16 protein-coding genes are annotated in these 24,457 nt (G+C 67.2%); 6 read left to right on the forward strand and 10 right to left on the reverse strand.

Annotated elements, in window-relative coordinates; translation table 11 throughout:
* Positions 1–8: 8 nt before the first annotated feature.
* On the reverse strand, positions 9–335 hold the full coding sequence (locus DAT35_RS54140) for a hypothetical protein (protein WP_108077336.1): 327 nt from the start codon (positions 333–335) through the stop codon (positions 9–11).
* 317 nt (positions 336–652) lie between these two features.
* On the opposite strand from DAT35_RS54140, the gene DAT35_RS54145 reads away from it, so the two are divergent.
* A complete protein-coding gene (locus DAT35_RS54145) occupies positions 653–2,356 on the forward strand; it encodes a serine hydrolase (protein ID WP_233262254.1) in 1,704 nt (567 codons plus the stop codon).
* A gap of 60 nt (positions 2,357–2,416) precedes the next feature.
* Here the strand turns inward: DAT35_RS54145 and DAT35_RS54150 are convergent, their stop codons facing one another.
* The 7 genes from DAT35_RS54150 to DAT35_RS54180 form a co-directional block, all read right to left on the reverse strand.
* Positions 2,417–3,349, reverse strand: a complete 933-nt coding sequence (locus DAT35_RS54150; protein WP_108077338.1) for an alpha/beta fold hydrolase — start codon at positions 3,347–3,349, stop codon at positions 2,417–2,419.
* A gap of 1 nt (position 3,350) precedes the next feature.
* Entirely contained in the window at positions 3,351–3,740 is a 390-nt protein-coding gene (locus tag DAT35_RS54155) for a MerR family transcriptional regulator (RefSeq protein WP_108077339.1), read from the reverse strand.
* Between the two features lie 98 nt (positions 3,741–3,838).
* On the reverse strand, positions 3,839–5,782 hold the full coding sequence (locus tag DAT35_RS54160) for an AbfB domain-containing protein (protein WP_108077340.1): 1,944 nt from the start codon (positions 5,780–5,782) through the stop codon (positions 3,839–3,841).
* 398 nt (positions 5,783–6,180) lie between these two features.
* Positions 6,181–7,350, reverse strand: coding sequence for a hypothetical protein (locus DAT35_RS54165; protein WP_108077341.1), 1,170 nt, complete (start codon positions 7,348–7,350; stop codon positions 6,181–6,183).
* A 129-nt stretch (positions 7,351–7,479) separates the two neighbouring features.
* Positions 7,480–9,645, reverse strand: a complete 2,166-nt coding sequence (locus tag DAT35_RS54170; RefSeq protein ID WP_108077342.1) for a M4 family metallopeptidase — start codon at positions 9,643–9,645, stop codon at positions 7,480–7,482.
* Between the two features lie 217 nt (positions 9,646–9,862).
* Positions 9,863–11,950 (reverse strand): serine/threonine-protein kinase, encoded by a 2,088-nt coding sequence (locus tag DAT35_RS54175; protein ID WP_108077343.1) that lies wholly within the window; start codon positions 11,948–11,950, stop codon positions 9,863–9,865.
* Positions 11,951–11,994: 44 nt separating this feature from the next.
* Positions 11,995–12,645 carry a TetR/AcrR family transcriptional regulator gene (locus DAT35_RS54180; RefSeq protein WP_146210263.1) on the reverse strand — a complete coding sequence of 217 codons (651 nt, stop codon included), beginning with the start codon at positions 12,643–12,645 and terminating at the stop codon, positions 11,995–11,997.
* Between the two features lie 116 nt (positions 12,646–12,761).
* On the opposite strand from DAT35_RS54180, the gene DAT35_RS54185 reads away from it, so the two are divergent.
* A complete protein-coding gene (locus tag DAT35_RS54185) occupies positions 12,762–13,328 on the forward strand; it encodes a VOC family protein (protein ID WP_108077345.1) in 567 nt (188 codons plus the stop codon).
* Positions 13,329–13,332: 4 nt separating this feature from the next.
* Here the strand turns inward: DAT35_RS54185 and DAT35_RS54190 are convergent, their stop codons facing one another.
* Complete coding sequence (locus DAT35_RS54190) at positions 13,333–15,492, reverse strand: neutral/alkaline ceramidase (protein ID WP_233262255.1); 2,160 nt, start codon at positions 15,490–15,492, stop codon at positions 13,333–13,335.
* A gap of 117 nt (positions 15,493–15,609) precedes the next feature.
* Between DAT35_RS54190 and DAT35_RS54195 the strand changes: the two genes are divergently transcribed.
* On the forward strand, positions 15,610–15,981 hold the full coding sequence (locus tag DAT35_RS54195) for a hypothetical protein (RefSeq protein ID WP_108077347.1): 372 nt from the start codon (positions 15,610–15,612) through the stop codon (positions 15,979–15,981).
* A gap of 217 nt (positions 15,982–16,198) precedes the next feature.
* Here DAT35_RS54195 and DAT35_RS54200 read toward each other — a convergent pair whose 3' ends face one another.
* The gene (locus DAT35_RS54200) at positions 16,199–18,016 is read right to left on the reverse strand and encodes a long-chain fatty acid--CoA ligase (RefSeq protein WP_108077372.1); all 1,818 of its coding nucleotides are present in this window, start codon (positions 18,014–18,016) and stop codon (positions 16,199–16,201) included.
* A 237-nt stretch (positions 18,017–18,253) separates the two neighbouring features.
* On the opposite strand from DAT35_RS54200, the gene DAT35_RS54205 reads away from it, so the two are divergent.
* The 3 genes from DAT35_RS54205 to DAT35_RS54215 are packed head-to-tail and all read left to right on the forward strand — an operon-like array spanning position 18,254 to position 24,390.
* Positions 18,254–19,678: a WGR domain-containing protein gene (locus DAT35_RS54205; protein ID WP_108077348.1), complete on the forward strand. Its 1,425-nt coding sequence runs from the start codon at positions 18,254–18,256 to the stop codon at positions 19,676–19,678.
* Between the two features lies 1 nt (position 19,679).
* Positions 19,680–22,754: a hypothetical protein gene (locus DAT35_RS54210; RefSeq protein WP_108077349.1), complete on the forward strand. Its 3,075-nt coding sequence runs from the start codon at positions 19,680–19,682 to the stop codon at positions 22,752–22,754.
* Positions 22,744–24,390 (forward strand): SWIM zinc finger family protein, encoded by a 1,647-nt coding sequence (locus tag DAT35_RS54215; protein ID WP_108077350.1) that lies wholly within the window; start codon positions 22,744–22,746, stop codon positions 24,388–24,390. Before DAT35_RS54210 ends, DAT35_RS54215 begins: the two co-directional genes overlap by 11 nt.
* Positions 24,391–24,457 lie beyond the last annotated feature (67 nt).

Raw genomic sequence — 24,457 nt, forward strand, 5'->3', positions numbered from 1 at the left:
CTCGGCGCCTACAGCACGCGGTAGTCGTTGCCGCGGCCGTGGTGCTCCATCAGGGCCTCGACGATGACGTACTGGCCATCTCCTGGTTGGTTCTCCAGGCGCCAGGCGATGGCCAACGACCCGCCCACATGCGTGTGGTAGCAGTTGTAACCGTTGACGCTGTAGACGCCGTTGTTGGCGCCAATGCCACCACGGATCTCCTTGATCTTCCGCAGGATGTCCGAGCGGCTCGCATGGTTGTTGATGGCCATGGAGGCCCCCGAGTACGTCTTCCAGCCCTTGAGCTGACGGCCCGCCTCGTCGGCGCCAGAACCTGCTTCCTTGCGGTAGCCCATGTAACCTCCCATCGTCCACCGGTCGTGGTGGAGGGGGACGAGTATAACACCCCTGTAACGGCGCAGGGTGAGCGCATGAATTCAGTGGGCGTGAGATTGGGCAGGGCAAGCGTACCGTCTGCCTTTATTTTGCTGCATGCGTCCCGTTTCTGCTGGGCTGCCGAGTCCAGGGCCAGGATGATCGACCACCCCATGGGTGGTGTGCTCATCCTATAGATAGAGGCGCCCCATCTGGGAAATATCGCCACATGATTTCTGTTCGAGCGCCGGTCCTTGCCTGGTTGCCGGCTGCGCGGACAGAGAGAAGGAGGTTCTTGGTGAATGCCGTTCGAGTGAGCTGTTGTCTGGTGGCCGCCGTCCTGGCCTGGTCCGCGCAAGCGTCGCCGGCCCGGGCTCAGGCGGTGGAGGATGCCGACGCCACCCGGCGCCACCAACAGGTGGATGCGATCTTCGCGCCATGGAGCGGCGCGGATACGCCCGGTTGTGCGGTCGGCATCTCCCGCGACGGAGTGCTCGACTATGCGCGCGGCTACGGCGTGTCGAATCTGGAGTACGACGTTCCCATCACGCCGGAATCGATTTTCCACGTCGCCTCGATCTCAAAGCAGTTCACCGCCTTTTCGATCCTGCTGCTGGCGCACGAGGGCAAGCTGTCGCTGGACGACGACATCCGCAAGTATCTCCCGGAACTGCCTGACTACGGCAAGACCATCACCATCGCCCACTTGCTCCATCACACCAGCGGCCTGCGCGAACAGGGGCAGTTGCTGAACCTGGCCGGTTGGCGCAGCGACGACCTGTCCACTCAGGCCGACATGCTGTGGGCCGTGACCCGGCAGCGCAAGCTGAACTTTGATCCGGGCAGCGAAGTCGTTTACGGCAATGCCGGCTACACGCTCTTGGCGCTCGTCGTGAAGCAGGTGACAGGACAATCGCTGCGGGCATTTGCCGACGAGCGCATCTTCCGGCCGCTCGGCATGAGCGACACGCATTTCCATGTCGACCACAGCGAAATCGTGAAGCGGCGCACCTCCGCCTATCGTCCGGGCGACAAGGGCGGCTGGCGCGTGAGCATCCCGAACTACGACCACTACGGCTCGACCAGTCTCTTCACCTCGGTCGGCGACCTGCTGAAATGGCAGGACAACCTCATTCGCCCGCGTGCCGGCGCGACAGCCGTCATGGCCTCGATGTTGACGTCGGGCACGTTGAACGACGGCCGGTCGATTGGCTACGGCGGCGGGGTGATGCTGAGCACCTATCGCGGCTTGCGCACCATCGAGCATGACGGTGTCGACGCCGGTTATCGCGCGGATGCGCTGACCTTTCCCGATCAGCGGCTGAACATCGCGGTGCTGTGCAACGGCGCTTCGATCGAGCCGCAAGAGCTCGCGCAGCGGATCGCCGAGGTGTATCTGGGCGACCGCATGGGCCCCAAGCTGGTGCCCGCGGTCGAGGCTCCCATGGCGACGCTGCAGGCGTTGGCCGGCACCTACTGGAGCCCCTTGACGGACGAGGTGGTGCGCGTGGAAATGAAGGACGGCGCGCTGCGGCAGGTCGGTGTGAAGACGGCGTTTGTTCCGATCGGCAAGGACGTGTTCCGTCCCGGCGAATCGACACACGAATGGCGCTTCCGCAGGTCGGCCGATGGCCGGCACGCGTTGAGCATCCTCGACTTCTGGCCTACGGCCCGGAGCTTCGAGCGCGTCAGTGCCCCGATGCCGACCCCGGCCGCACTGGCTTCGTTCGCCGGGCAGTACCGCAGCGACGAAGTCGACATGACCTATGCGGTGCGCCTGGCGGACGGCAAGCTGACGATGCGCTGGTCGCGGCAGAAGGAGACCGCGCTCGAAGCCGTCGGCGGCGATCGTTTCATCAGCGACATGCTGGGAACGGTGACCTTTACGCGGACAGCGACGGGCGAGGTGAACGGCCTGATGATCAGCAACCGCCGCCTGCGCCGCCTGCATGCCGAGCGCCTTGCGACGAGTGGGGCCTCGGCGCAGGCGGACGGGCCGTGAGACTGCACCCGTTTCGTGACTCTCCTGGCTCGAGCATGCCCCCTGGGATTCGCGTCGCGCTCAACCCGCTCCGAGGCTCGCCAGGAGCTCGGCGAGCCGTGCAGGCTGCGACGCGAAGGGCGAGTGGCTCGCCTCCAGGGTCTTCTGCTCGAACGGGTTGGCGGGAGTGAGGGCATCCGCCTCGCGGATCATCAGATCCTGGAGGGCGGGCGCCATGGCTCGGTCCTTCGTGCAACGGATGTAGCTGCGCGGGATACGGCCCCAGCGCTCGCGCGTTGCGATGACCTCGGACGTCCACAGGGCGATCGGGAGGTCCGGTGTGAGCGCGAGCGCGAAGGGCAGGAACTCCTGGGCGTCCACGTCGTTGTAATAGGCCGCGCGCAGCGCCTCGAGGTACGCGGCATCCCCGCGCGGATTGATGCGGACCGCCCCCAGGGCCGCCGGGTCTCCCACGAAGAGCTTGTCTCCGTAACCGGTCTTCGCCTCGGGCAGCGCCCCATAGGCGCTCGGCTTCTTCAGCCGCACGGGGCAATAGGCACTCAGGTAGACCAGCCGGCCCACCCGTTCGGGAGCGAGCTCGCCCACCCGGGTAATCACCGTCCCGCCCATGCTGTGGCCGACGAGGATCGGCCGGTTCGCGCCCCTCAGCGCCTCGAGCGCGTCGACCACCGCCGAGGCGCACTCGTCGAGGCGGATGTCTCGCTGCGGCGAGGGCTCCTGGGCGAACTTCGCCCCATCTCCCGTGAGGTACGAGGAGGGAAAGCGGGCGTTGAGGCCGTGGCCCGGCAGATCGATCGAGACCACGCGGTGGCCGAGACCGGAGAGGTTCTGCGCGACACGTCCCCAGTGCAAGGCGTTGTGCCAGGCACCGTGCACCAGCAGGAAGGTCTTGCTCTCTGTGCGGGAGGCCGCTTGGGCCTGGGAGCCGGGGCCTGCGAGGGACAGCGCGGCGGTGGTGAGCACGGTGCCCTTCAGGAGGTCTCTGCGTTTCATGTCATCCTCGTCTGGCGGAGGCGGCCCTTCGCCAGGGAATGCTGGGAAGGGCCGCTTGTGAGAGCGTTTCAATGAGCCGGGCGCGACGAGACTCCAGCTCGGCGATCTGCCGCTCGATGTCGGCGAGCTTCTCCTCGTGCGCGGCGAGGGCGTTCGGGCAGACGATGTTCGACTTGCTCCTGAACATGCACGGGGAGAAGGTGGCGATCTCCTCGAGAGAGAAGCCCAGACGGATCATGCGGGCGATGTGCCGGACCCGGAGCACGGCCTCGGGATCAAAATCACGGTAGCCATTGCTCCGGCGGCTCGAGACGAGCAGCCCTGCCTTCTCGTAATGGCGGATCGAGCGCGCACTCGCGCCCGACAGCCTGGAAAGCTGTCCGATGTTCATTCCTGCCTCGATGAGAAAAGACCGTAGCACCTGACACTGGTGTCAAGGTCAAGGGCCCTCCGCAACCTCCATGCGCGAGGAATCGGTGAGCGCCCGGCTCACTCCCGGAACGTCGCGTCGCTGCGGTCGAGCGCCGTGGACAGGGGCTCGCTGTAGAGCAGGCTGTCTCGGTGCCGGATGTAGCTGCCCGGGAAGTTGTAGGACTCGAGCGACGTCAGGCTCGAGTTGGCCTGTCCTGGCCGCCGCCACCAGGTGGCGTCCGCCTTGAACAGGGCGGAGCCATCGTTGGGGTCCAGCCACAGCAGCCCGTTGCGGTGGCGCAGATAGGTGCCCGGGAAGGCGACGGACTCCAGCGAGATGGCCGATGCGTCGGCCAGGCCCGGGACGATCCGCCACTCGGCGTCCTCGGCCGGAGACAGGAAGTTGTCGATCCGGCCCCGGCCCTCGCGGTGCCGGATGAAGTAGCCCTGGTAGGACGACTCGAAGCGGGTGAAGGCGCTCACCGTCACGTTGTCGAACCGGGCATCGGCCAGGTAGGTCCTCACGCCCACCGTGCCCGCCGTGTACGAGACGTCCGTCACGTTGAGCTTCGGCGTGGCCATGTCATCCAGGTAGACCTTGAGGTTGGAGCCCACGGCCACCACGCGCAGGTGGTGGGGCACGTTGGCGGCGATGCTCATGGCCACCGAGGCCACCAGGGTCCAGTTGTTGTCCGCCCTGCCCAGGAACACCTGGCCCTGATCGATGCCGGCGAAGTAGCCCTGGTAGGCATCCGTGCCGATCTCCAGCCGGCTGGCCCGGAACAGCAGTCCCGCGTTGCCCGCGGTGCCCATCGTGATGTCGGCGTCGAGCGTGCCATTGGAGAAGAGCACGCCAGCGGGCACGGCCTTGGCGCCCGCGTGGGCCGCGACGCTCAGCTGGCCGTTCGTCACGCTCCAGCTTCCGCCGTGGATGTTCCACCCGTTCGCGTTGCCGTCGTTGAAGTCATCGCCGAACGGAGGCACCCACCGCGCCGTCTTGGCGATGAAGGGCGCCAGCAGCCGGGCGATCTTCACGTGGCCGCTGTCGGACGGGTGCAGCGAGTCCGTGAAGTCCGAGGTGCCCACCGTCACCCAGCCCGTGGTGTCCACGTAGTAGAGCTTCGTGTCCCCGGCGGCGATGCGCGCTTTGACGGCGTTGAGCGTGGGCACGGCTTTGAAGCCGCCGAAGGGCCGCAGCGCGAAGAGCACGGCGTTGGGGTACTTCGCCCGCACGTCCTGCAGGAAGGTGGTGTACGTGCCCTGGAAGGTGGCGTCCGAGACGCCGAAGTTGTGGTCGTTGGTGCCCAGGTTGATGACCACCGCGTCCGGCTGGTAGCGGGTGAAGTCCCACGCGGGCGAGGACGGGTACTGCACCGTCTGCAGCTTGAAGAACCAGGTGCTCATGCCCAGGCTGTTCGGCGAGGAGCAGGACACGCCGTTCTGCAAGCAGATGCCGGAGTAGGCGACCTGGGTGTGATCCGCGTTGAGCGCCTCGCCCACCAGCCACGAGTAGTCACTCAGGATGACCTTGCTCAGGGCGCAGCAGCCCGCGGTGATCGAGTCCCCGATGAACTCGAGTCGTCGGCTCCGGGTGGGGGACTCCAGCGTGGTGGCCCCGCTGCTCAGCACCAGCCCCTGGAACTGCAGGACCTCCACCTCGGAGCGGGACGTGACGCGCAGGGTGTGGTTGCCCGCGGCCAGGGGCGTCGGGGTGAGGTTGATCGTGCCCGAGCCGGAGAAGGCCACATCCGCCCCGCCGTCGATGCTGACGAAGAAGTTGGCGGCCGCCGCCAGGCGCAGCTGCACGGTCGTGCCGGTGAAGCCCACCCGGAAGTAGGCGCCCGACCAGTAGCTCCGGGCGATCGACGCATTCGACGTGTCCCACCGGCCCACGTAGCGGATGTTGGTGTCGGAAGGAGAGCCGTCCCCCGTGGCCGCATTCGCCACGGGACCACTCAGCAACCCGGAGAGGATGCCGACCCAGACCGCCGTCAGCAGGGGGGTGAGAACGTGCCTCGTCATCTCGATGGCTCCTGGCCGTGAGGGGAAAGGGGTTCGGCCAAGAAAGCCGCTTAACACGAAAAAGCCGGAAGTAAGAGACCTCCTCTTCCAAGCTGGCTTCAAGGAGTGACTCGGTGATCACAACCACAGCACCCATGCTCAGTCCTGCTGAAACGCAGCACAACCCAGGAGCGAGCACATGAAGGTCAAGACGAACATTCGTGGTGGATTGAATCCCCAACCCGAACCGCCGGGTCGTCTCGGATTGAGACGACTCCTGGGTCTATGACGAGCCGAAGGAGCACGGGGCTCGAGTCGCCAGTGGGCGGTACGCCGCCCGCTGGCGGGAGGGCTCGTAGGTGCAAGACGGAACGGAGATTCCGCCAGAAGCACCCGCCCGCGCTGCGGGACCTCCAGCGCTAGTCGACGTACCAGAACGAGCCATAGCCGTACACGCGGGCGGCCATGGAGATTTGCCGGTCCGTGATGACGGTGTCGCAGCCCGTGGTGTTGCACTGGATGATTTCCCCGAGCACGCCCGTGTACTCGATGACGTAGTGGTCGGGGTTCGTGGAATAGCCAATGGGCGGACAGTTCGTTCCGGGGACCGAGCAGTTGCAGCTGTTCGGAATCAGGTTCCCCGAGGCGTCGCTGGCGCACTGCATGTTGTTGATGCGGTTGACGAAGTTGATGAGGTTCTGCCGCGTGTAGTGCATCCGGAAGAACCGCAGGTCGGAGAACTGGGAGATGCTCATCGTCGCGCCCGTGTAGCGCACCGTCGACACGTCCGTGGTGCAGATGGCGTTCCCGGAGTACCAGGCGCCCGTCGGATAGTCGAAGCTGACGTTGCCCCTGCCATTCGTGGGACAGGTCGTCGAGCCGTTGTTCGCATAGGCGCCGGCGAGCACCGCGATGGGACGGAGGTTCGGGTGAGACGTGTCACGCAGGTACGCGAACATGCTCAGTTGGGCCGCGCCGGAGTTGAGGAGGTCTCCGGGGCCCGGGTTGCTGATGCCATTCCACGTCGCACCGCCGTTGGACGTGTTCCAGCCTGTCACCAGGGGTACGGCCATGCTCCCCTGGAGAACGAGCTCCGAGGGCCAGGTTCCGAGGACGCCGTTTCGCGTCGTGACGAGCGAGAACGGACGGGGCCTGTTCGCCGAGCTCCAGGCGTAGCCATACATGTCATTGTAGCCGCCTCCCTCCACGTGAGTGCGCGGCGAGCTCCACGTGTTGAGGATCATGCCCGCGTCGTAGCAATAGACCTGAGCTGCCGGCGTCCCCGACGCGCTCTCCGGCTGCTGGCCCCGCTGCCACGAGGAAAAGGGCGTCGGGACGGACAGCCCCGTGAATGTCCCCACGTTGTACGAAACGGGCGTCGACGCGATGTTGCCCTGCCAGCGCATCAACATGGACCACGCGTCCTGGCGGACGCCGTTGTTCGGGTCGAGATACTGGCCCCCCGTGGTGAACAGGGGCGCGACGTTGGTGTGACAGGTCGTCGGCGTCATGCCGTAGAAATCTCCGGCCATGGCGCTGGTGGACACGAGCACGGTGAGTGCCGCGCGGACGAGTGGAGTGGACTTCATGACCCGGTTCTCCTGGATGTGGGACTGGCGGGATGCCAGGCTCAGTATGTTCGCCGAGCCTGACAGACCATGGGTCCTCGCGGCGTGGAGGTGTTGACCTGTCCGGGTTCCTTCGCTGGACGCGCTGAGCTAGTTCACACCCACGGCGCTCCAGCTGTCCTTCACCTTCTGCACCTCGGCGGAGTTGGCGCCGTACAGGTCCGTGGCCGCGCTGATGCACGCCTGGCGCGCCTGGGCGAAGGTGGTGTTGGGCGTCATGTAGTGGGCCAGGGCGCGGCCGAAGACCTTCAGCCCCTTCTCCATGCCGATACCGTCCTTCACCTGGAGGCCCGAGGTGCGGTTGGTGCCGCCGTTTGCCAGCAGGTAGAAGGCGTTGTTGGCGATGCCGCTGGAGCTGTGCACCTCGGTGTTGTTCTTGAAGTTCTTGTAGTTGTCGAGCGAGTACCCGTCCTTCGTCGGGTCATCCATGTAGCGCAGGGCATCGTTGGTGCCGTTGCCCGGCGTGTAGGCGTCCTCGCCGATCTTCCAATCGAACTTCACCGAGGGGTTCTTCTGTGAGGCGTACCACTCCACGCCCACGCCCATGATGTCGCTCATCGCCTCGTTGAGGCCGCCGGACTCGCCGCTGTAGACGAGGCCCGCGGTGCGCTCGGTGAAGCCGTGGGAGATTTCATGGCCGGCGATGTCCAGCGTGGTGAGCGGGCTGAACTCGCTGCCGTCACCATCGCCGTAGTTCATCTGGTTACCGTCCCAGTACGCGTTGTCGTAGTTCTTGCTGATGTGCACGTAGGACTTGAGCTGCTCGCCGCTGCCGTCGATGGAGTCGCGGCCGAGCACGTTCTTGTAGAAGTCGTACGTCATCTCCGCGCCGTAGTGCGCGTCCACCGCGGCCTTGGAGCGGGCCGGGTCGCTCGTCTCGCCCCAGACGTCATTGGTGTCCTTGAAGTCCGTCTGGCCGCTGGCCTTCTCCTTGTTCTGCCCGTCGAACGTCACCACGCCCTTGCCACGGGTGTTGTCGCGCAGGCTGTAGGTGCCATCCGCGTTCTTCGTCGTGACGAGGTCCACCTTGCCGCTGTACATCGTGGTGTCGTTCGGCGTGCCCGTCGGCGGAGGCGGCTGCGGGGTGCCCGTCTTCGCGGTGGCGGTCAGGCCCCACGTGTTGAGCGTGCCCGTGCCCTTGCGCACGCCGTCCTTCACGGTGAGGGTCCAATCGCCCTTCGAGTGCTCGCCCGCGAAGGCGCTCAGGTCGAAGTCGCCCTTCACCCCCGTCGTGCTGGTGCTACCGGCGCCGTTGAACACCACCGCGCTCTTTCCCGAGGGGCTGGTCAGGGTGACGGTCAGGTCGCTCGGCTTCGAGTGGGTGAGGTCCAGCGAGAGTTTCAGCTTGCCGATGGAGACGTCCTGGCCGAGCGTCAGCTTCGACGTGAGGGTTCCCAGGTCCTTGATGTGCTCCTTGGGGCTGACGCTGCCCGTCGCCTGCGTGGGCGCGGTGCTGGTGCTGGTGCTCCCGGCCTTCGCGCTGCCCTGGCGCACGAAGCCATCGATGGTGTTGAACTTGTCGTAGATCTTCCCGGTGTTCGCATCCACCAGGTAGTTCATCCGGCGGGGCTGCGCCTGGCCGGCGATCTGGGAGATCTCCACCCGGTAGGCCGAGTGGTAGGTGCCGGAGGGGTCCTTGTAGATGACGCGCTCGGCGGAGGGCTGGCGGTCCGGCTTGTCGGCGAAGTCCTTGCGGACGAGCTCCTCCACCTGCGCGGGCGACAGCTTGGGCTTCTGGCTGCCCAACCCCGCGGGGATGACGGACTTGTCGCCGGTGAGGCTCGTCACCTTGCCGTCCTTGTCGAGGTGCGAGATGACCTGCTCACCGAAGACCTTCACGCCCTCGTGCAAGCGGTCCATGCGCACGTGCGTCATCCCGAGGTCATCGCGTTCGATGTTGCGCGGGACGAAGGCCTGGGACGTCGCGGACGCGCTCATGAGGGCACGGCCCGTGGGCGCGGCGCTCTGGGGATCGAGCGTGGCGAGTGTGGCCTGGATGGCGGTCTGACCCTCGGGGCTGTTCAGGGCGACGCGGCCCGGGCGGGGCTGCGGCACCAGCGGCGTCAACGTCTGCTCGGCGCGGGCGAGCTCGCTGGGGCGTACCGTGGGGCCGAATCCGTCTGTGGAGACGCGGTTGCCCTTGGCTTTCTCCGGGGTGGCGGCGGGCTTCACGGTGTTCTTCGCCGTGGGTTCGGAGGAAGTGGTGGAGCGGGGGGTGTTGATCGGCTTCTGGCCATCGGTGCGACGAATGCTCATGGGATGCTCCCTGCGCGAGGGTTGAACAATTATCGCCCAGATGTGCCCCGGGTTGCTCGTCACGGGTGAGACGGAGTGGGGACGTGTCGTTGGTATGTCTGTCGTTGGTGTGTCTGTCGTTGGTGTGTTTGTGGTTGGTGTGTCAATGAATCGGGGCCGGCTCCTTGCTCGCAGGAGCAGCGTCCGGGCACTCTCTATTCCGTGGCGGAAGACAGGCTCAGTTGGCGGAGAAACCCAGCCGCGCGCTGCCCTCCGCGCACTTCACGTCCACCCAGGTCAACTCCGCGTCCAGCTCCTCGCCGTCCTGACGGAAGCGAGCCATGGCGATGCTCTCCTGGTCGCCCGCCGCCAGGTGCGTCAGTTTGTACTGCTTGTTGTTGGCCAGCCGCAGGTTGCACGCCGTCCAGGGGCGCGTCTCCATGTTGTGGATGACGAGCCGCTTGAGCGGCCCAATCCCTCCGAGAGATGCCCGCCCCTTCAGCGACTTCTGTACGGCGGGCGCCGCGACCACTGGTGCGACCGGAGCCGTGGCGGCGGCCGGTACCACTGTCGCGCTGGGACGCTCGGGAGCCGGTGATGCAACGGCCGGGGCGGCGCGCTGCGGGCGGCGGCGATTGCCACGCTCCTCGGCCGGCTCCGGCGCGCGAGGGACGAACAGCTTGCTCCCCTCGGGCGGGGCCTCGTCGAGATGCAGGCGCGCCAGATGGTCTCCGCTCACCTCCATCACCACGGCCTTGCCATGGCTCGGGCGGCGGCCGTCACTGTCCGGTGGCCCCACCAGTTCCAATTCGGTGCCCTTGCGAATGCCATCCAGCCGGCCGGCGCGAACGTAGTGCTGCCCGTGGTCCTCGAGGACTTCGTGGAACGCGTTGTCCTCGTTGGACTCGGCGGGTGCACGCTCGGCGCGGGAGGGCGCATCAACGGCGGGCGCGGGCGCGGGGTCCGGGGGCGCGGGGGTGGAGGGAGTCTCCCGAGCCACCGGCGATGGCGCGGCGGCGGGAGCGGTTCCCGCTTGGTCTCGCCTCGCGAGCACCACCACCAGGATGCCCGCCAGCACCACGCACATCATCAGCAACGCGAGCATCGCCACGCGACTCTGACGTGCTGGCTGTGCCACCGGCGCGGACATCACGGGAGCCGGGGGCGCCACCGCGACAGGAGCAACGGACGGCGTGGACGGAGCGGAGGCCACGCTCGGACGCCAGGCGACGCTCGGCCCCGAGGCCCCTGTGGCGGAGACGCTGGCCGGAGCCGGGCCCGAGCCACTCCCCGAGCCATCGCGCACATACGTCCCCTCCAACTCGGCGGAGCGGACATCGGGCGCGGAGGGCACGCGGCGGCTGAGCGTCGAGATGAGCCTGCGCTGCTCGGCGAACTCCTCTGGGCAGAGGGCTCGCAGGTACGCGCCCACTTCCTCGGCGCCGACGTGCGCGCTTTCGCGGACAGCCTCTTCATTCAGCGCGCGGGCGAAGTCATCCGCGCGGGCATACCGGTCGTTGACCTCGGGAGCCAGCGCGCGGTGGACTACCTTGTCCAGCGAGGCCGGGATGTCCGGACGGATGGAGCGGAGGGACGGGAGGCTGGGGCGTCCCATCGCGACAATCATCTGTCCCACCGAGTCCGCCTCGAACAAGCGGCGTCCGGCCAGCATCTCCCAGACCATCACGCCGCAGGAGTAGATGTCGCTGCGGTGGTCGAGCTTCTCCCCGCGCGCCTGCTCCGGAGACATGTAGCCCAGCTTGCCCATCACCGTGGACGGCAGGGTGTGCGCGCTACCGGCTGCGCTCTTGGCGAGGCCGAAGTCGATGACCTTGACCTCGCCCTCGTAGGACACCATCACGTTGTGGGGCGACACATCGCGGTGGACGATGCCCAGCGGCGCGCCATCCGGGCCGACCTTGCGGTGCGCGTAGCCCAGGGCCGCGGAGACCTGCTGACCGATGTAGAGCGCGATGGGGATGGGCACCGCCGAGCCCACCTGCTCGGCGCGCCCCTGCATGCGCGACAGGTCCACGCCGGGCACGTACTCCATCGCCATGAAGAACGTGCCGGCGACCTCGCCCATGTCATACACCTGGGCGATGTTCGAGTGCTGGAGGTGCACGAGCAGCCGCGCCTCGTGCTGGAAGCGCTTGACGAACTGAGGGTCCGCCCCCATCTGCGGCAGCATGGTCTTGAGGACGTAGAGCTTCTCGAAACCCCCCGCCCCGGTGAGGTTGGCGAGGTGGACCTCGCCCATTCCTCCCTGTCCCAGGCGATGGACGAGCTGGTATCGGCCGAAGGTGGCAGGCGGGTTCGTGGACATGGCGGCGGAGCCTATACCATGCGCGCAACGGTTCGAACCCCGGGTCAGCGCGCGTGTGCGCCGCGCGCCGGGCGGCGCTTCCCCGTCTTGGGGTGGAGCAGCACGCCGGCGAGCACGAGGTCGATCATGGCCTCCAGGCGCGCATCATCCGAGCCGCCCCAGTGCAGCAGCTCGAAGTTGAGCACGGCGCCGAAGAGCAGGCCATGGATGAGCTGGGGGTCGGCGTCTAGCCGCAGCTCGCCGCGCTCCATGGCACGCTCGAAGATGTACATCACCTGGGCATCCTTCTCGTCCCGAAGCTTCTGCACGAGCTCCCCGACGGGGTCCCCCGGTCCCGCATTGAACAGCAGCCGGAAGACCGCGCGGCGTGAGGGCTCTCGAGCCAGTGCGCGCAGCGAGCGGAACTGCTCGAGGAGGTCACCCCGGAGCGTTCCGGTATCAGGCCGGGACGGCGTCTCCTCCGCGGCGAACTGGACCGCGGCCCGGATGAGCTCCAGTTTCGTGGGCCAGTGCCGGTACAGCGTGACCTTGTTCACGCCCGCTCGCGCGGCGACCTGCTCGAAGGCGAGCTTCTCGTGGCCTACACGGTCCAGCTCGCTCAACACGACCTCGAGCACCTTCGCCGTGAGGTTCTCGCCGCGAAGTTGCTTGGGCCTGGGTGGAGGCCTGGACTCCTCTTTGTCTCTTCGCCTCATGGACGTGAAGGTACGCGGCGTCCGGAACCATCGCAACGGTACCGTTGCGATTTCCCGGGCCCCTCATTACATGCGGAAAGCAACGAAGGCGTTGCTTTCTTCAGGAGACAGACGCGATGACCTCACCCACGAAGCTGTCCCATATCGTCCTGCGGACCGGCCGTTTCCAGCAGATGCGTGACTGGTACCTCAACGTTCTCGGAGCGACCGTGTCCTACGACAACGGTGAGGTGTGTTTCCTCACCTACGACGACGAGCACCACCGCATCGGCATCGTGAACACGGGGGCGAGCGAGCAGCCCGGGCCGAAGACGCGTGGCCTGGAGCACGTGGCGTTCACCTACGCGGACCTCACCGCATTGCTCGACACGTACGCGCGCCTCGAACAGGCGGGGATCACCCCGTTCTGGAGCGTCAACCATGGTCCGACGACTTCGCTCTACTACCGAGATCCGGATGGCAATCACATCGAGCTGCAGGTCGACAACTTCGCCCGCGCGGAAGATGCGGCGCGCTTCATGAAGTCGGAGGTCTTCGACATCAACCCGATCGGTGTCGACATCGATCCTCGCGAGCTGCTCAGCCGCCTGCGCGAGGGTGTGCGGCCCTCGGAGCTCGCGAGGGCGCACACGAAGGCCGAAGCGCGCGGCTTCGAGACCGTACCCGAGGAATTCTTCCGCTGAGGGCCTACTGAACCGTGAACGACTGTGAAACCCCTTCATAGGGGCTGATCTGCCCGGTCCATCCCGATTTCCAATGGCCCTTGTGGCGGATGCGGTAGGTGCCGGCCGCGGCGTTCTTCGTGTCCCAGGTGATCGTTATCTTGGAGTAGGAGATGCCGCTCCGTTCCCAACGGTATGTCGTTTCCGGGTCCCAGTCCCACGCCATCGCGACCCATGCGCCGTTCACCAGTCTTTCGACCGCCAGGAACGACCCCTGCGTCTGGAGATTGTTGTTCGGGTGTCCGCCCCAGTATTGCACGGTCACCAGGCTTCCCTTCGTATAGCTCGCGGCCGGCTGGGTGATCACACTCCCGAAGTCCTTGTCGAGCGGCTTGTCGTCCAGCACCACTTTCGGGGTCAGATCGACCGTCAGCTCCGTCACGTCCTCGGGCGTGGGGCCGGCCGCGACCTCCGTGCCGCTGACGATGGCCTTGCTGAGTTTGGCGTATTCCTGCTGAAAGGCGGACAGCTCGTTCGGGCCGAACTGCGTGCAGGCTCCCTCATACCACTGCTTGGCGTACTCCTCCCGGGTGGCCAGGTAGGACGCGTACGAGTTGGAGAGCCCGGCGATGACCGCCGTGTCGACGCCAACGCTCGCAAGCTCCGTTTTCACCGTGTTCTTCAGGCGGCGGCCCGACATGGTGGTCACCTCGGTGGGGACGGCGGCGATGGCCAGGTTTCCGATCTTCAAGACCTGGAGGGGCATGATCTGCGGGGTCATGGTCGGACCGTTGATGTTGAGGTGCGCCACGCCGGTCGGTATCAGCACTGGTTTTTCCGCGTGGCACGCCTTGTAGGCCGCGTTGTTGGTCGCCGGCCACGCGAAGGCGAAGATGCCGCCCAGGAACCCGGAGAGCGCCGCCTTGCCGGAGTCCTCGCTCCACTGGATGCTGTCAACCGTGGTCCCATTGGGGAAGAGCGGCGAGGGGCTCGGATTGTCATACGGGCTGCCGGCCGAGAAGGATGCCCCCATACCAGCGGCGCAGGTCGTGGTTCCCGCGGAAGCGACGTAGAGCGTCCGCATATCCACCCACTCGTGGCGGAAATCCACCGAGCCGGTCAGCTCCTTCGTCGCGCTGTTATAAAGCTCTTTGGCCTTGTTGTACTGCTTGAGGACGGCGTTCTCGAGGCTCTTGTTCTTTTCAAACGTCAAATCAGGAGGCGCCTGGCCGAACCCGATGTTCGGCGTCACGTCGCCGGCATTGGACTGGGCGAACGCGGCCACGAACGTCTTGGATGCCAGGTAATCGGTCCCCTTGTCCTTCTCGAAGAGGTACGACGCCCAGCCCTTGTTGTCGCCGCTGATCAGCTTGTTCGCGGGGCCGATGCTGTCCGGGTGCACCGCGTACCAGTTCACCATGCCGATCTCCTCGCCGTCGAGTCCGACGAACTTCAGGAGCGTCATGGTCTTGTCGGTGATGCTGTCATACCGGCCCCGCTCCGCCGCGGGATTGTTGTTGTACGCTTCCTCCGCGCGGTTCCCGCCGCAGCCATCAATCGTTCCCTCGTTGACGAGGATCTTCCCGGGCTTCACGTTCTGATGGGCGCGCAGGATGGACTGATAGATGCCATCCACGATCGCGTTGAAATTCTGCTTCACGAACCCGTTGATGGTCGCGTCGTACATGAAATATCCCGAGTAACCCCCGGGACCGCTGTGGGTATGCGTCGCCGACAGCAGGATGTTCTTCGTGTTGTAATATTGCGCGAGCTCGGGATTGGCCGCGACCTTCTCGCTCACTTTCAGTTTGACCATCTGGAAGAGCTGGCCGAGGTCGGCGCTGACGAAGACGACCCGTTTGGCTCCATCACCAATGACGAAGGCGCGTGACCGCAGCCTCATGTGGATGCCGGCGGTTTTCTGATCCGATACGGCGAATCCCATCATCGTGATCTCGCCGGCGGGGCCGGTGATGTCATAGATGCCGCTTCCGATGAGGAAGACGCTGCCACCGGCTTGGGCGTTGATGCCGCTGACCAGGTTGCCCTGAGTGTGCTGGGTATCTATCGTCCCTTCCGGCGAGTCGTCGTTCCGGGTGTTGTCCAAGCACCCGGTGGCCAAGACGATGCTTCCCCAGAGCAGCAAGAAAGGAATCCGGTGGAGCCTGGCTGTCGCTGTGCGCATCAACATCCTCCTGTTTACTCCCAGTGAAAGTGGACAGAATGCATCAAATGGCCAGGGTGTGCCAGGCAGGCGGTTTGGGGTTGACGTGACAGTGCTGGCGTTCGAGGCTTCGCCGTCATGGAGAAGAAACACCGCAGGCTCGTGGTCGACGGTTGCCAGTATGCGTGGGTCGGAGACTGGCGTTACACCGCGGGCGTTCGTGTGGTGCGGATACGCGCATGGTTCCAGACGGAGGATGACAAGAAGGTCGGACCGATGTTGTCGGTGAACCTCGTCGGAAAGGGCCATGGCATGGTGGACTGTTCGGCCGCCATGCCACGAGACGCCCGCGCCGCCATCCTGCTCGCGAGGAAGCTCGGGTGGTCTCCAGAAGGTCGTGGCACCTTCTGGATTCTGCCCATGCACGGCCTCGAGCTCGAAACGCTCGAGGTCGTCGCCCCCGAGCCCTCTTCGGGACAGCCAGGGCTCAGCAGCCCCGGTTACAAGTGACGTCGCAGATCTGGTAGTCGGCCATACAGGCGTCCATGCAGTCGGCATCGCCGCCACATCCGGCGGTGCAACGGCTGTACGCGCCAGGGCAGGACGAGCAGCACGGCGCCGCCGCGGTCTCCTGGCTACCCGTGGTTTTTCAATGGATTCTGATTGATGTGTATTGATTCACTGGGAGTGTCTTCGGGCCCGCTGTACACAGGCCCGGGAGTGTGCGTCAGTCGCCACCGCCGCCGCGCTCGTACAGGTGCTCGATGACCTGGGCGTAGTGGGCGCTGACGACGTGGCGCCGCACCTTGAGCGAGGGCGTCAGCTCGTTGCGCTCGATGGTGAAGTCCTGCGGGAGGATGACGAACTTGCGGATGGACTCCGCCCGCGACACCGAGCGGTTGGCCGATTCGATGGCCTGGCCCACCTCGGCGCGCAGCGCGGCGTCCTCCAGCAGCGATTCGAGCGGCTGCCCGGTCCTGCCATTCTTCCGGGCCCAGTTGGAGAAGGCCCCGGGGTCGAGCGTGACGAGCACCGCCACGAAGGGCTTGCCCTCGCCCACCACCATGGCCTGGCTGATGAGCGGGTGTTCGCGGATGCGGTCCTCGAGCGGTCCCGGCGCCACGTTCTTGCCGGCGGCGGTGACGAGGATCTCCTTCTTGCGGCCGGTGATGCGCAGGAAGCCCTGGTCGTCCAGGCTGCCGAGGTCTCCCGTCTGCAGCCACCCGTCCGGGGTGAAGGTGCGCTGGGAGGCCTCCGGGTTGTGCCAGTAGCCGCGGAAGACCTGGGGTCCCTTCACGAGGATCTCCCCATCGTCGGCGATGCGCACGGTGGTGCCGGGAAGGGGCAGGCCCACCGTCCCGATGCGGTTGGCTTGGTCGATGTCGAGGGTGAGCACGGGGCTCGTCTCGGTCATGCCGTAGCCCTCGAGCACCATCACCCCGATGCCGTTGTAGAAGTGGTTCAGCCGCTCCGGCAGCGGCCCGCCACCGGACACGGCGAAGCGGAGCTGTCCGCCGAAGGCCTGGCGGAGCGTGCGGTACACGAGCCGCTCGAAGACCGCGTGCCGTAGCCTCGTGAGGAGGCCGATGCGGCCCGCGGAGCGCTCGCGCGAGTACTGGATGGCCGCCTCCGTGGCGAGATCGAACACGCGGACCTTGCCGGCCTGCTCGGCCTTCTGCTGCGCGGTCTGGAAGACCTTCTCCAGCACGCGAGGTACCGTGCCGAACCACGTGGGCCGCACCATGGCCAGCTCCTCGGTCAGCTTGCCGGGGCTGGTGGCGAAGGCCACGGTGTTGCCCTTCTCCACCGCGGCGAGGAAGAGGATCTTGGCCAGCGCGTGGGCGAGCGGCAGGAACAGGAACGTCCGGTCCTGCTCGGTGACCATGTTGCCCGCGTAGACCATGATCTGCAGGGCGTTCGACCGGATGTTGCCGTGGGTGAGCTCGCAACCGCGAGGCCGCCCCGTGGTGCCCGAGGTGTAGATGAGGGTGGCGAGGTGGTCGGTTCGCAGCTGGGACAGCCGCTCGTCGAGGCGGGCGTCGTCGACCTCGTCCCCGCGCTGCTGGAGGTGCTCGAGTGCCGCCTGATCGATGACGAAGGTGTGCCGGCAGGCCGGGAGCCGCTCCGCGGACTGCCGATAGAGGCCGTGCAGGTGGTCGGTCTCGAAGAACGCCACCATCGCCTCGCTGTCCTTGAGGATCCACTCGACCTGGTCGGCGGAGGAGGTCTCGTAGATGGGCACCGTGGTGGCGCCGGTGGCGAGGATGGCGTAGTCGAGGAGCACCCACTCGACGCGCGTCTTCGACATCAGCGCCACCCGCTGGCCCGGCTCGACGCCGAGTGCCATCAATCCCCGGGCGATCCGCCGCACGGTCCGCACGATGTCGGCGGCGGTGAGGGGCTCGAACCGGTCACCGGCGCGACGCGAGAACAGGGGCTTGTCCGGGTTCTTGCGTGCGTGCTCCAGCAGGGGTTGGAGCAGGTGTGCATCGGGTGCGAGCGAGACCTGGCCCTGACCCGCCATCTCCTTCTTCTGCGCGCTCATGGGGCCTACCATAGGGCCTCGCAAGGGCCGCGACCACCGCGATGAGGCTCCTCGGCCCATGCTGTTCCGGAAGTGACGCGGGCTCTCATCTTCTCGCCGGCCAGCGTGCCGTGAATGAGACATCACCGCAGCGTGTTTCACGGAGATACCGCTCGTGGCTCCTGGCTGGGGAGGGCTTCCGTGTTGTCAGTCCCTCGGACTACTCTGTGCGTACTGCGTCAGCAGGGGGACCTGAGAATGGCCGAGGAACGGACGTACCTGGAGCTGTCGGAAGAGGGCGGCGGCTCGCACAAGTTCTACGAAGTGAAGGTGGAGGGCAACTCCCTCACCGTCCGCTATGGCCGCATCGGTGACAAGGGCCAGACGCAGGTCTCCCAGTTCCCGTCCTCCGAGAAGGCGCTCGCCGAGGCCCGCAAGAAGATCAACGAGAAGGTCCGTAAGGGCTATGCCCCCGCCGTCATGGGTCAGCGCAAGAAGCGCTCGGTTACCCGCCGGGAGATCACCAGCGGCCGCTCCAACGCAACCCAGGCCCCCCTCCTCTGGAAGTTCAACTCCGGTGACCGCGCCTTCGGCATCTTCGTGGATGACTCGCGCTGCTGGGTGGGCAACGAGAGTGGTTCCATCTACTCGGTGGACCACGAGGGCCGCACGCTCTCCCAGTTCCGCCTCGCCGATGGTGTGAAGTGCATCGTCGCCGATGACCGCTGGCTCTATGCCGGGTGCGACGACGGCCGCGTCTATGACCTCGGCGGCAAGGTGCCACGCGTGGCGTACAACATCTCGGAGGACGTGGACATCTACTGGCTGGACATCAAGGACGGTGTCCTCGGCGTGTCCGACGCGGGCGGCAAGCTCACCGCCATCAACCACGAGGACGAGTCCCAGTGGGAGAAGCAGAGCGTCGGCACCCACGGGTGGATGGTCCGCTGCGACGAGCTCGGCATGTACCACGGTCACGGGCGCGGCCTGACCATGTACGACTGGGAGGACGGCGGCGAGTTGTGGCACCGCCCCACCCAGGGCAACGTCATGTTCGGCTGGCAGGAGGAGTCCTCCCTCTATGCCTGCACCAACCTGGGCTTCGTGCACCGCTTCACCAAGAAGGGCGATGCGGGGCCCGTCATGCAGTGCGACGCGGCGGTGTTCTCCTGTGCCGCGGTGGAGGATGGCCGGTACGTCTTCGCTGGCGACAACATGTCCAGCGTCTACTGCTTCAACGACAAGGGCCAGCGGTTGTGGAAGCTGTCCACCGGGTGCGGCTCGGCCTTCTCCATGCAGCTCTTCCAGGACCGGCTCTACCTCGTCACCACCGAGGGCGTGCTCGCCTGCATCGACGCGAGCGAGAAGGCCATCCAGGCCGCGCAGTCCGGTTCGCTGCCGCAGGCCCGCAGCATCCAGGCCCCCACCCCCGTGGCTGCCGTGCCCACCGGCACCGTGGAGTCCACGCGCGAGGTGGGCAAGGGCGTCATCGTGGAGTGCTACCAGGACGGAGCGAACCTGCGCGTGCGCGTGGTGTCCCCCGGTTACCACCCGGACTGGCACGTGCAGTTCCCCAAGGACATCCGCCAGGCGGGCAGCCGCTACGTGGTGGAGGGCGTCCACGAGTCCGCGCGCGGTGGTTTCTATCGCGCCTATGGCGACATCCGCAGGCTGGTGAGCTGACGTGAAACTGCTCGAGCAGGTGACGCTGCTCTTCCAGGAAGGGAAGAGCGACAAGGTCTACGAGGTGGACCTCCTGGAGGTCTCCCCGGGCCAGTGCGTGGTCAACTTCCGCTACGGGCGCAGGGGCACCGCGCTGAAGGATGGCTCGAAGACGCCCGTACCCGTGCCCCAGGCCGAGGCGAAGCGCGTCTTCGACAAGCTCGTCCAGTCCAAGCTGGACTCGGGCTACCTGCGCGGGGGAGCACCCGGGACACCGGTTTCCCCGCCTGCGCCCCGGGTTCCCGAGCCGCCTCCTCCTCGAGTGGAGGCTCCGGCCGGTACGTCGCCCCGGGAGCGTGCCCTCCTGGAGCAGCTCCAGCAGGAGGCCTCGGCCCGGCAGTGGTTCCGCCGTGCCAACGTGCGTGCCCAGCCTCGTGCGCTCGAGCGCGTCATCTGGCGCGCGGGCGAGCTGCGGCTGCGCGCCGCCGAGCCCCTGCTGCTGCCCATGCTGGAGCGGGCCACGCCCCTTCGCGCGTACAGCGTCGCCGCCGCCCTGGGGCGCGTGGGCTCGGAGCGCTCGGTGTCCGCGCTCGGGCGGCTCTACGGGGAAGCCTCCACACCGGACATGGTGCGCCGCATCGCCACCGAGGCCCTGCTGCAGCTCTCCGACGAGGCCACCCGCGCCGACTTCCGCCGGGACGTCCAGGAGAAGCTGCCTCCCGCGCTGCGCGAGCCGTCCCGGGGGACGGATTCGGAGGCCTTCGGCAAGGCGCTCGATGCGTACCTCGCCGCCGGGAAGGAGGATGCGATCAACGTCCTCGAGCCCCTCTACCTGGTGGACTCGGAGACGGTGCGGCCGGCGCTCCTACGGGTGCTTCGCACGGTGCCTCTCACGCTGCCGTCGGTGCGGGTGCTGCGCCACCTCTTCAAGGCGGCCGAATACCGGTACGACGGTGAGGTGTTCGGTCTCATCGCCTGGCGCTACGAGAAGGAGCGTCCGCTCGGGGCCAGTCGGCCGCGGGGCTTCACCCCCGAGACGCGTACGTACTTCCGCCGCCGGGTGTGGCGCACGCTGCGCCGCCTGGGCGAGCTGGAGAGCCCGGACTTCGTGAGGATGGCGGTGGGCGTGTTGCTCGCCTTCGGTGACGGGGACGCCGTGCCCGTGCGCACCACGGGCTGGGGACGCAATCAGAAGCAGTGGGACGTCTGGTGGCCCTACTGGGCCTTCAACCAACTGCTCTACCGCCGGAGCCCACGCTACGAGCCCGTGGAGAACAGGCTCGGCTTCCGCTGCAGGGCGACGTACAGGGCCGGGGAGCGCGCGCCCGATGTTCGCGAGGAGGCCTTCCCCAAGCTGTGGGAGCGCACCCCGGCGGGCCTGCTGCACCTGCTGGACGAGAGCCGCTGCGCCCCGGTGCATGACTTCGCCTCCCGCGCGCTGAGGGCTTGTCCGGACTTCCTCGCGCGGTTGGACGTGGACGCGGTGGCCATGCTGCTGGAGCGTCCCTACGAGTCCACCGCGCGCCTCGGCTTCGAGCTGGCGTCGCAGCGGCTGGATGCGCGGCGCGAGCCCCGGGCCCTGCTGCTCGCGGTGGCTCGCTCGTCGTATGCGCCCGCCCGTCAGCAGGCCTTCCGCTGGATGGACGAGGTGCGCCACGCCCTCATCGAGGACACCAGCTTCATCGCGGGGCTGGCCACCGCTCGGCACGCGGACACCCGCGCCTATGCCGCCAACCTGGTGCGCGGCTCCGTGCTCTCCGCGCAGGCGGTGCAGGTGCTCGTGGGCCGGCTGGTGGCGGAGCTGCTGTCCCTGAAGGCGAAGGAGGACGGGCCCATCGCCGCGGACGTGGCGCGCGTGGTGCTCGCCGCGCTGGGGCCCTCGGCCCGGGCAATGGGGCTGGCGGTGGTGCGCGACCTGCTCGCCCACCCGCTGCCCGAGGTGCAGGAGTTGGGTGGCGAGCTGCTCCTGCGCTGGGACCTGCGCACCGAGCCCGTTCCGGAAGCGCTGCTCCTGCTGCTGGTGCAGTCCGAGCATGCGCCGCTCCGGGCCCTGGGCCTGCGGCTGCTCGGGCTCCTCGCCGAGTCCGAGGCCATGCTGCTCGCCCAGGAGGTGCTCCTCACGCACCTGGCCACCAGCCGCGTGGCGGATGTGCGCGCCGCGGTGCGCCCGCTGCTCGGGCGGCTCGTGGTCGCGAGTCCCTCCGCCGGGGCTCGGGTGGTGGAGGCTTTGTTGGCCGCGCTGCTGCGCCGCCGCCTGCCGGAGGGGGTGCCTGCCCATGTGGCCTCGCTGCTCTCCGGAGAGCTCTCGCCCGCGCTGGCCGCGCTGCCGGTGGAGACGGCGTGGCGGCTGCTCGAGTCCGAGGACGCGGATGCGCAGACGGTGGGCGCGGCGCTGCTCGCCCGCCCTGGCGCGGTGTTGACGGTGGACGTGCCGCGAGCGGTGAAGCTCGCCGGGCACGACGTGCTGGCGGTGCGTGAGTGGGCCTGGCGCTGGTTGGAGGCCCATATCCCCGAGGTGCGCGCGGAGCTGTCCACGGCGGTGGGCCTGCTGGACTCCCGCTGGGACGATGCACGCGCCTTCGGCTTCCGCTACTTCCGCGAGCGCTTCGCCCCGGAGGACTTCTCCCTGGAGGTGCTCGTCTCCGTGGCGGACAGCGTGCGCAAGGATGTGCAGGCCTTCGGGCGGGACATGCTCACGCGCTCGTTCCGCGAGGCGGACGGGCCGGCGTTGCTCCTGCGTCTGTCCGAGCACCCCGCGCCCGCGGTGCAGCTCTTCGCCACCAACTACCTGGACCGCTTCGCCAGCGGCAACCCGGCGATGGTGGAGCAGCTGGCGCCCTACTTCACGCGGGTGCTGAGCCAGGTGAACAAGGGCCGCGTCGCGCGCCAGCGTGTGCTGGGTTTCCTCCAGCGCGAGGGCCGCGGCACCGAGGCCGGTGGCCGCGTGGCCATGGAGGTGCTGCACCGGATGTCAGCCACCATTGCTATTGAGCACAGGGCCGCGGCGCTGGAGGCGATGCTCTCCATCGCGAAGGCGCAGCCGTCCATCCCCATTCCCTTCCACGTCCGTCCGGTGGAGGTCCGCCGTGCAGTTTGAGTATTCCTTCGCGGGCAACACCGCGGTGCAGCACCGGGGAGACAGCACCCAGCTGTCCTTCGCGCCGGACGTCAAGCGCCAGCCCACCTTCTTCTCCGGCGAGCTGCGTCAGAACGTGGCCTTCCGCGAGGCCATCTCCGCGCTCCACGACGTGGTGGTGTCGGACCTGCGCTTCAAGCCCAAGGACAAGACGGCCTACAAGGCCTGGGCCGCGCAGCAGGAGCAGGTGGACCTGGCGGCAATCGCCTCGCAGAAGCAGGCGGTGGCGAACCGGCTCAAGGCCCTGCGCGAGGAGCTCTCCGCGCTGGAGCAGGAGAGCTCCCGCCGGATGGGCCCCTTCTACACGGCGCGCTCGCGCTACTTCCAATACCTCTACGAGAAGAACCGGGACATGTGGTTCGTGTTCGACCCGGTCATCACCGTCCACCCGGACGAGTGCTTCTTCGAGTGCTTCAGCCAGGACGAGTCCAGCTATGGCCGGCTCGGCGCCAGCTACGAGGTCTTCCAGAACATCGGCGAGTTCTCCTGCGGCACCACCAACATCGACTACTCGACGCCGCTGTACGACGAGTTCCAGAAGATCCGTTCCTACAAGCGCACGCGCTTCGAGGTGGACCCCAGTGGCTTCACCACGCAGACGGGCACGGACACGGCGTACAAGGAGGTGAAGATCGACCTCCCGGACTCGTGGGTGCGCGGCTTCCTGCAGGTGAACTCGGCGATGGCCCTGTCGGCGGTGCGCTTCACGCTGCACCCCATGGACGTGCACAACTTCCTCTTCGTGCTCAAGCGGCACAAGGAGAAGAAGGGGCCGCGCTCCATGCGCTACAAGCTGGCGCCAGGGCAGCCGGTGAAGGTGGTGTTCGAGCCGTGGGGGACGGAGGTGGTGTGCCCGCGCTCGGTCTACGAGGGCGAGGGCGTGCACGACATCCGCGTGTGGGGCCGCCGGCGTCTGGGCGTGCTCGAGCGGCTCATCCCCGTGGCCCGGCGCTTCTCCGTACACCTGTTGGGCACGGGGCTTCCGTCCTTCTACGTGGCGGACCTGGGAGACCTGTCCTTCACCCTGGGGCTGTCCGGGTGGACGGCCAATGACTGGTCCACCGCGGGCAACTTCGACCTGATGGCGCCGCGCGGGCAGGTGGACGAGTTCACCCGCCGCCGCGTCTTCGACGCGCTCAAGGAGACGTGGTCCTCCAAGCCCGAGGCGCTGGCCGCGAAACTGGGGCTGGAGCGTGGCGCGGTGCTCGGCGCGCTGTCTGCCTGGACTCAGGCGGGGCGGGCCATCTGGGACCTGAACAAGGGCGTGTACCGGGCTCGTGAGCTGAGCCGCGAGCCGCTGCCCGTGGACAAGCTGCGCTTCGCCAACGAGCGCGAGGAGCGTGCCACGCGCTTCCTGGACGCGGGGGCCGTGGCCGTGAAGGCGCAAGCTGGTGCCACGGATGGCTCGTTGGAGCTGAGCGGCACGGTGAAGGAGGGCGCGAAGGTGTTGCGACCCTCTTTGCGACTCGACGCGGACCAGCGTATGGTTTTCGGCGAGTGCACGTGCAACTTCTTCCAGCAGAACAAGTTGTTCCGGGGGCCGTGCGAGCACCTGCTCGCGTTGCGGCTCCAGCACTCACGGGTGTCTCGCACATGAGTTGGGGGAGGGTCCGCGCACGCGGCGGTCAGGGGGCAGTACCTTGCAACCCGGACGGTGTTTCGCC

Origin of the sequence: Vitiosangium sp. GDMCC 1.1324, from assembly GCF_003044305.1 — a bacterium.
Lineage (GTDB): Bacteria > Myxococcota > Myxococcia > Myxococcales > Myxococcaceae > Archangium.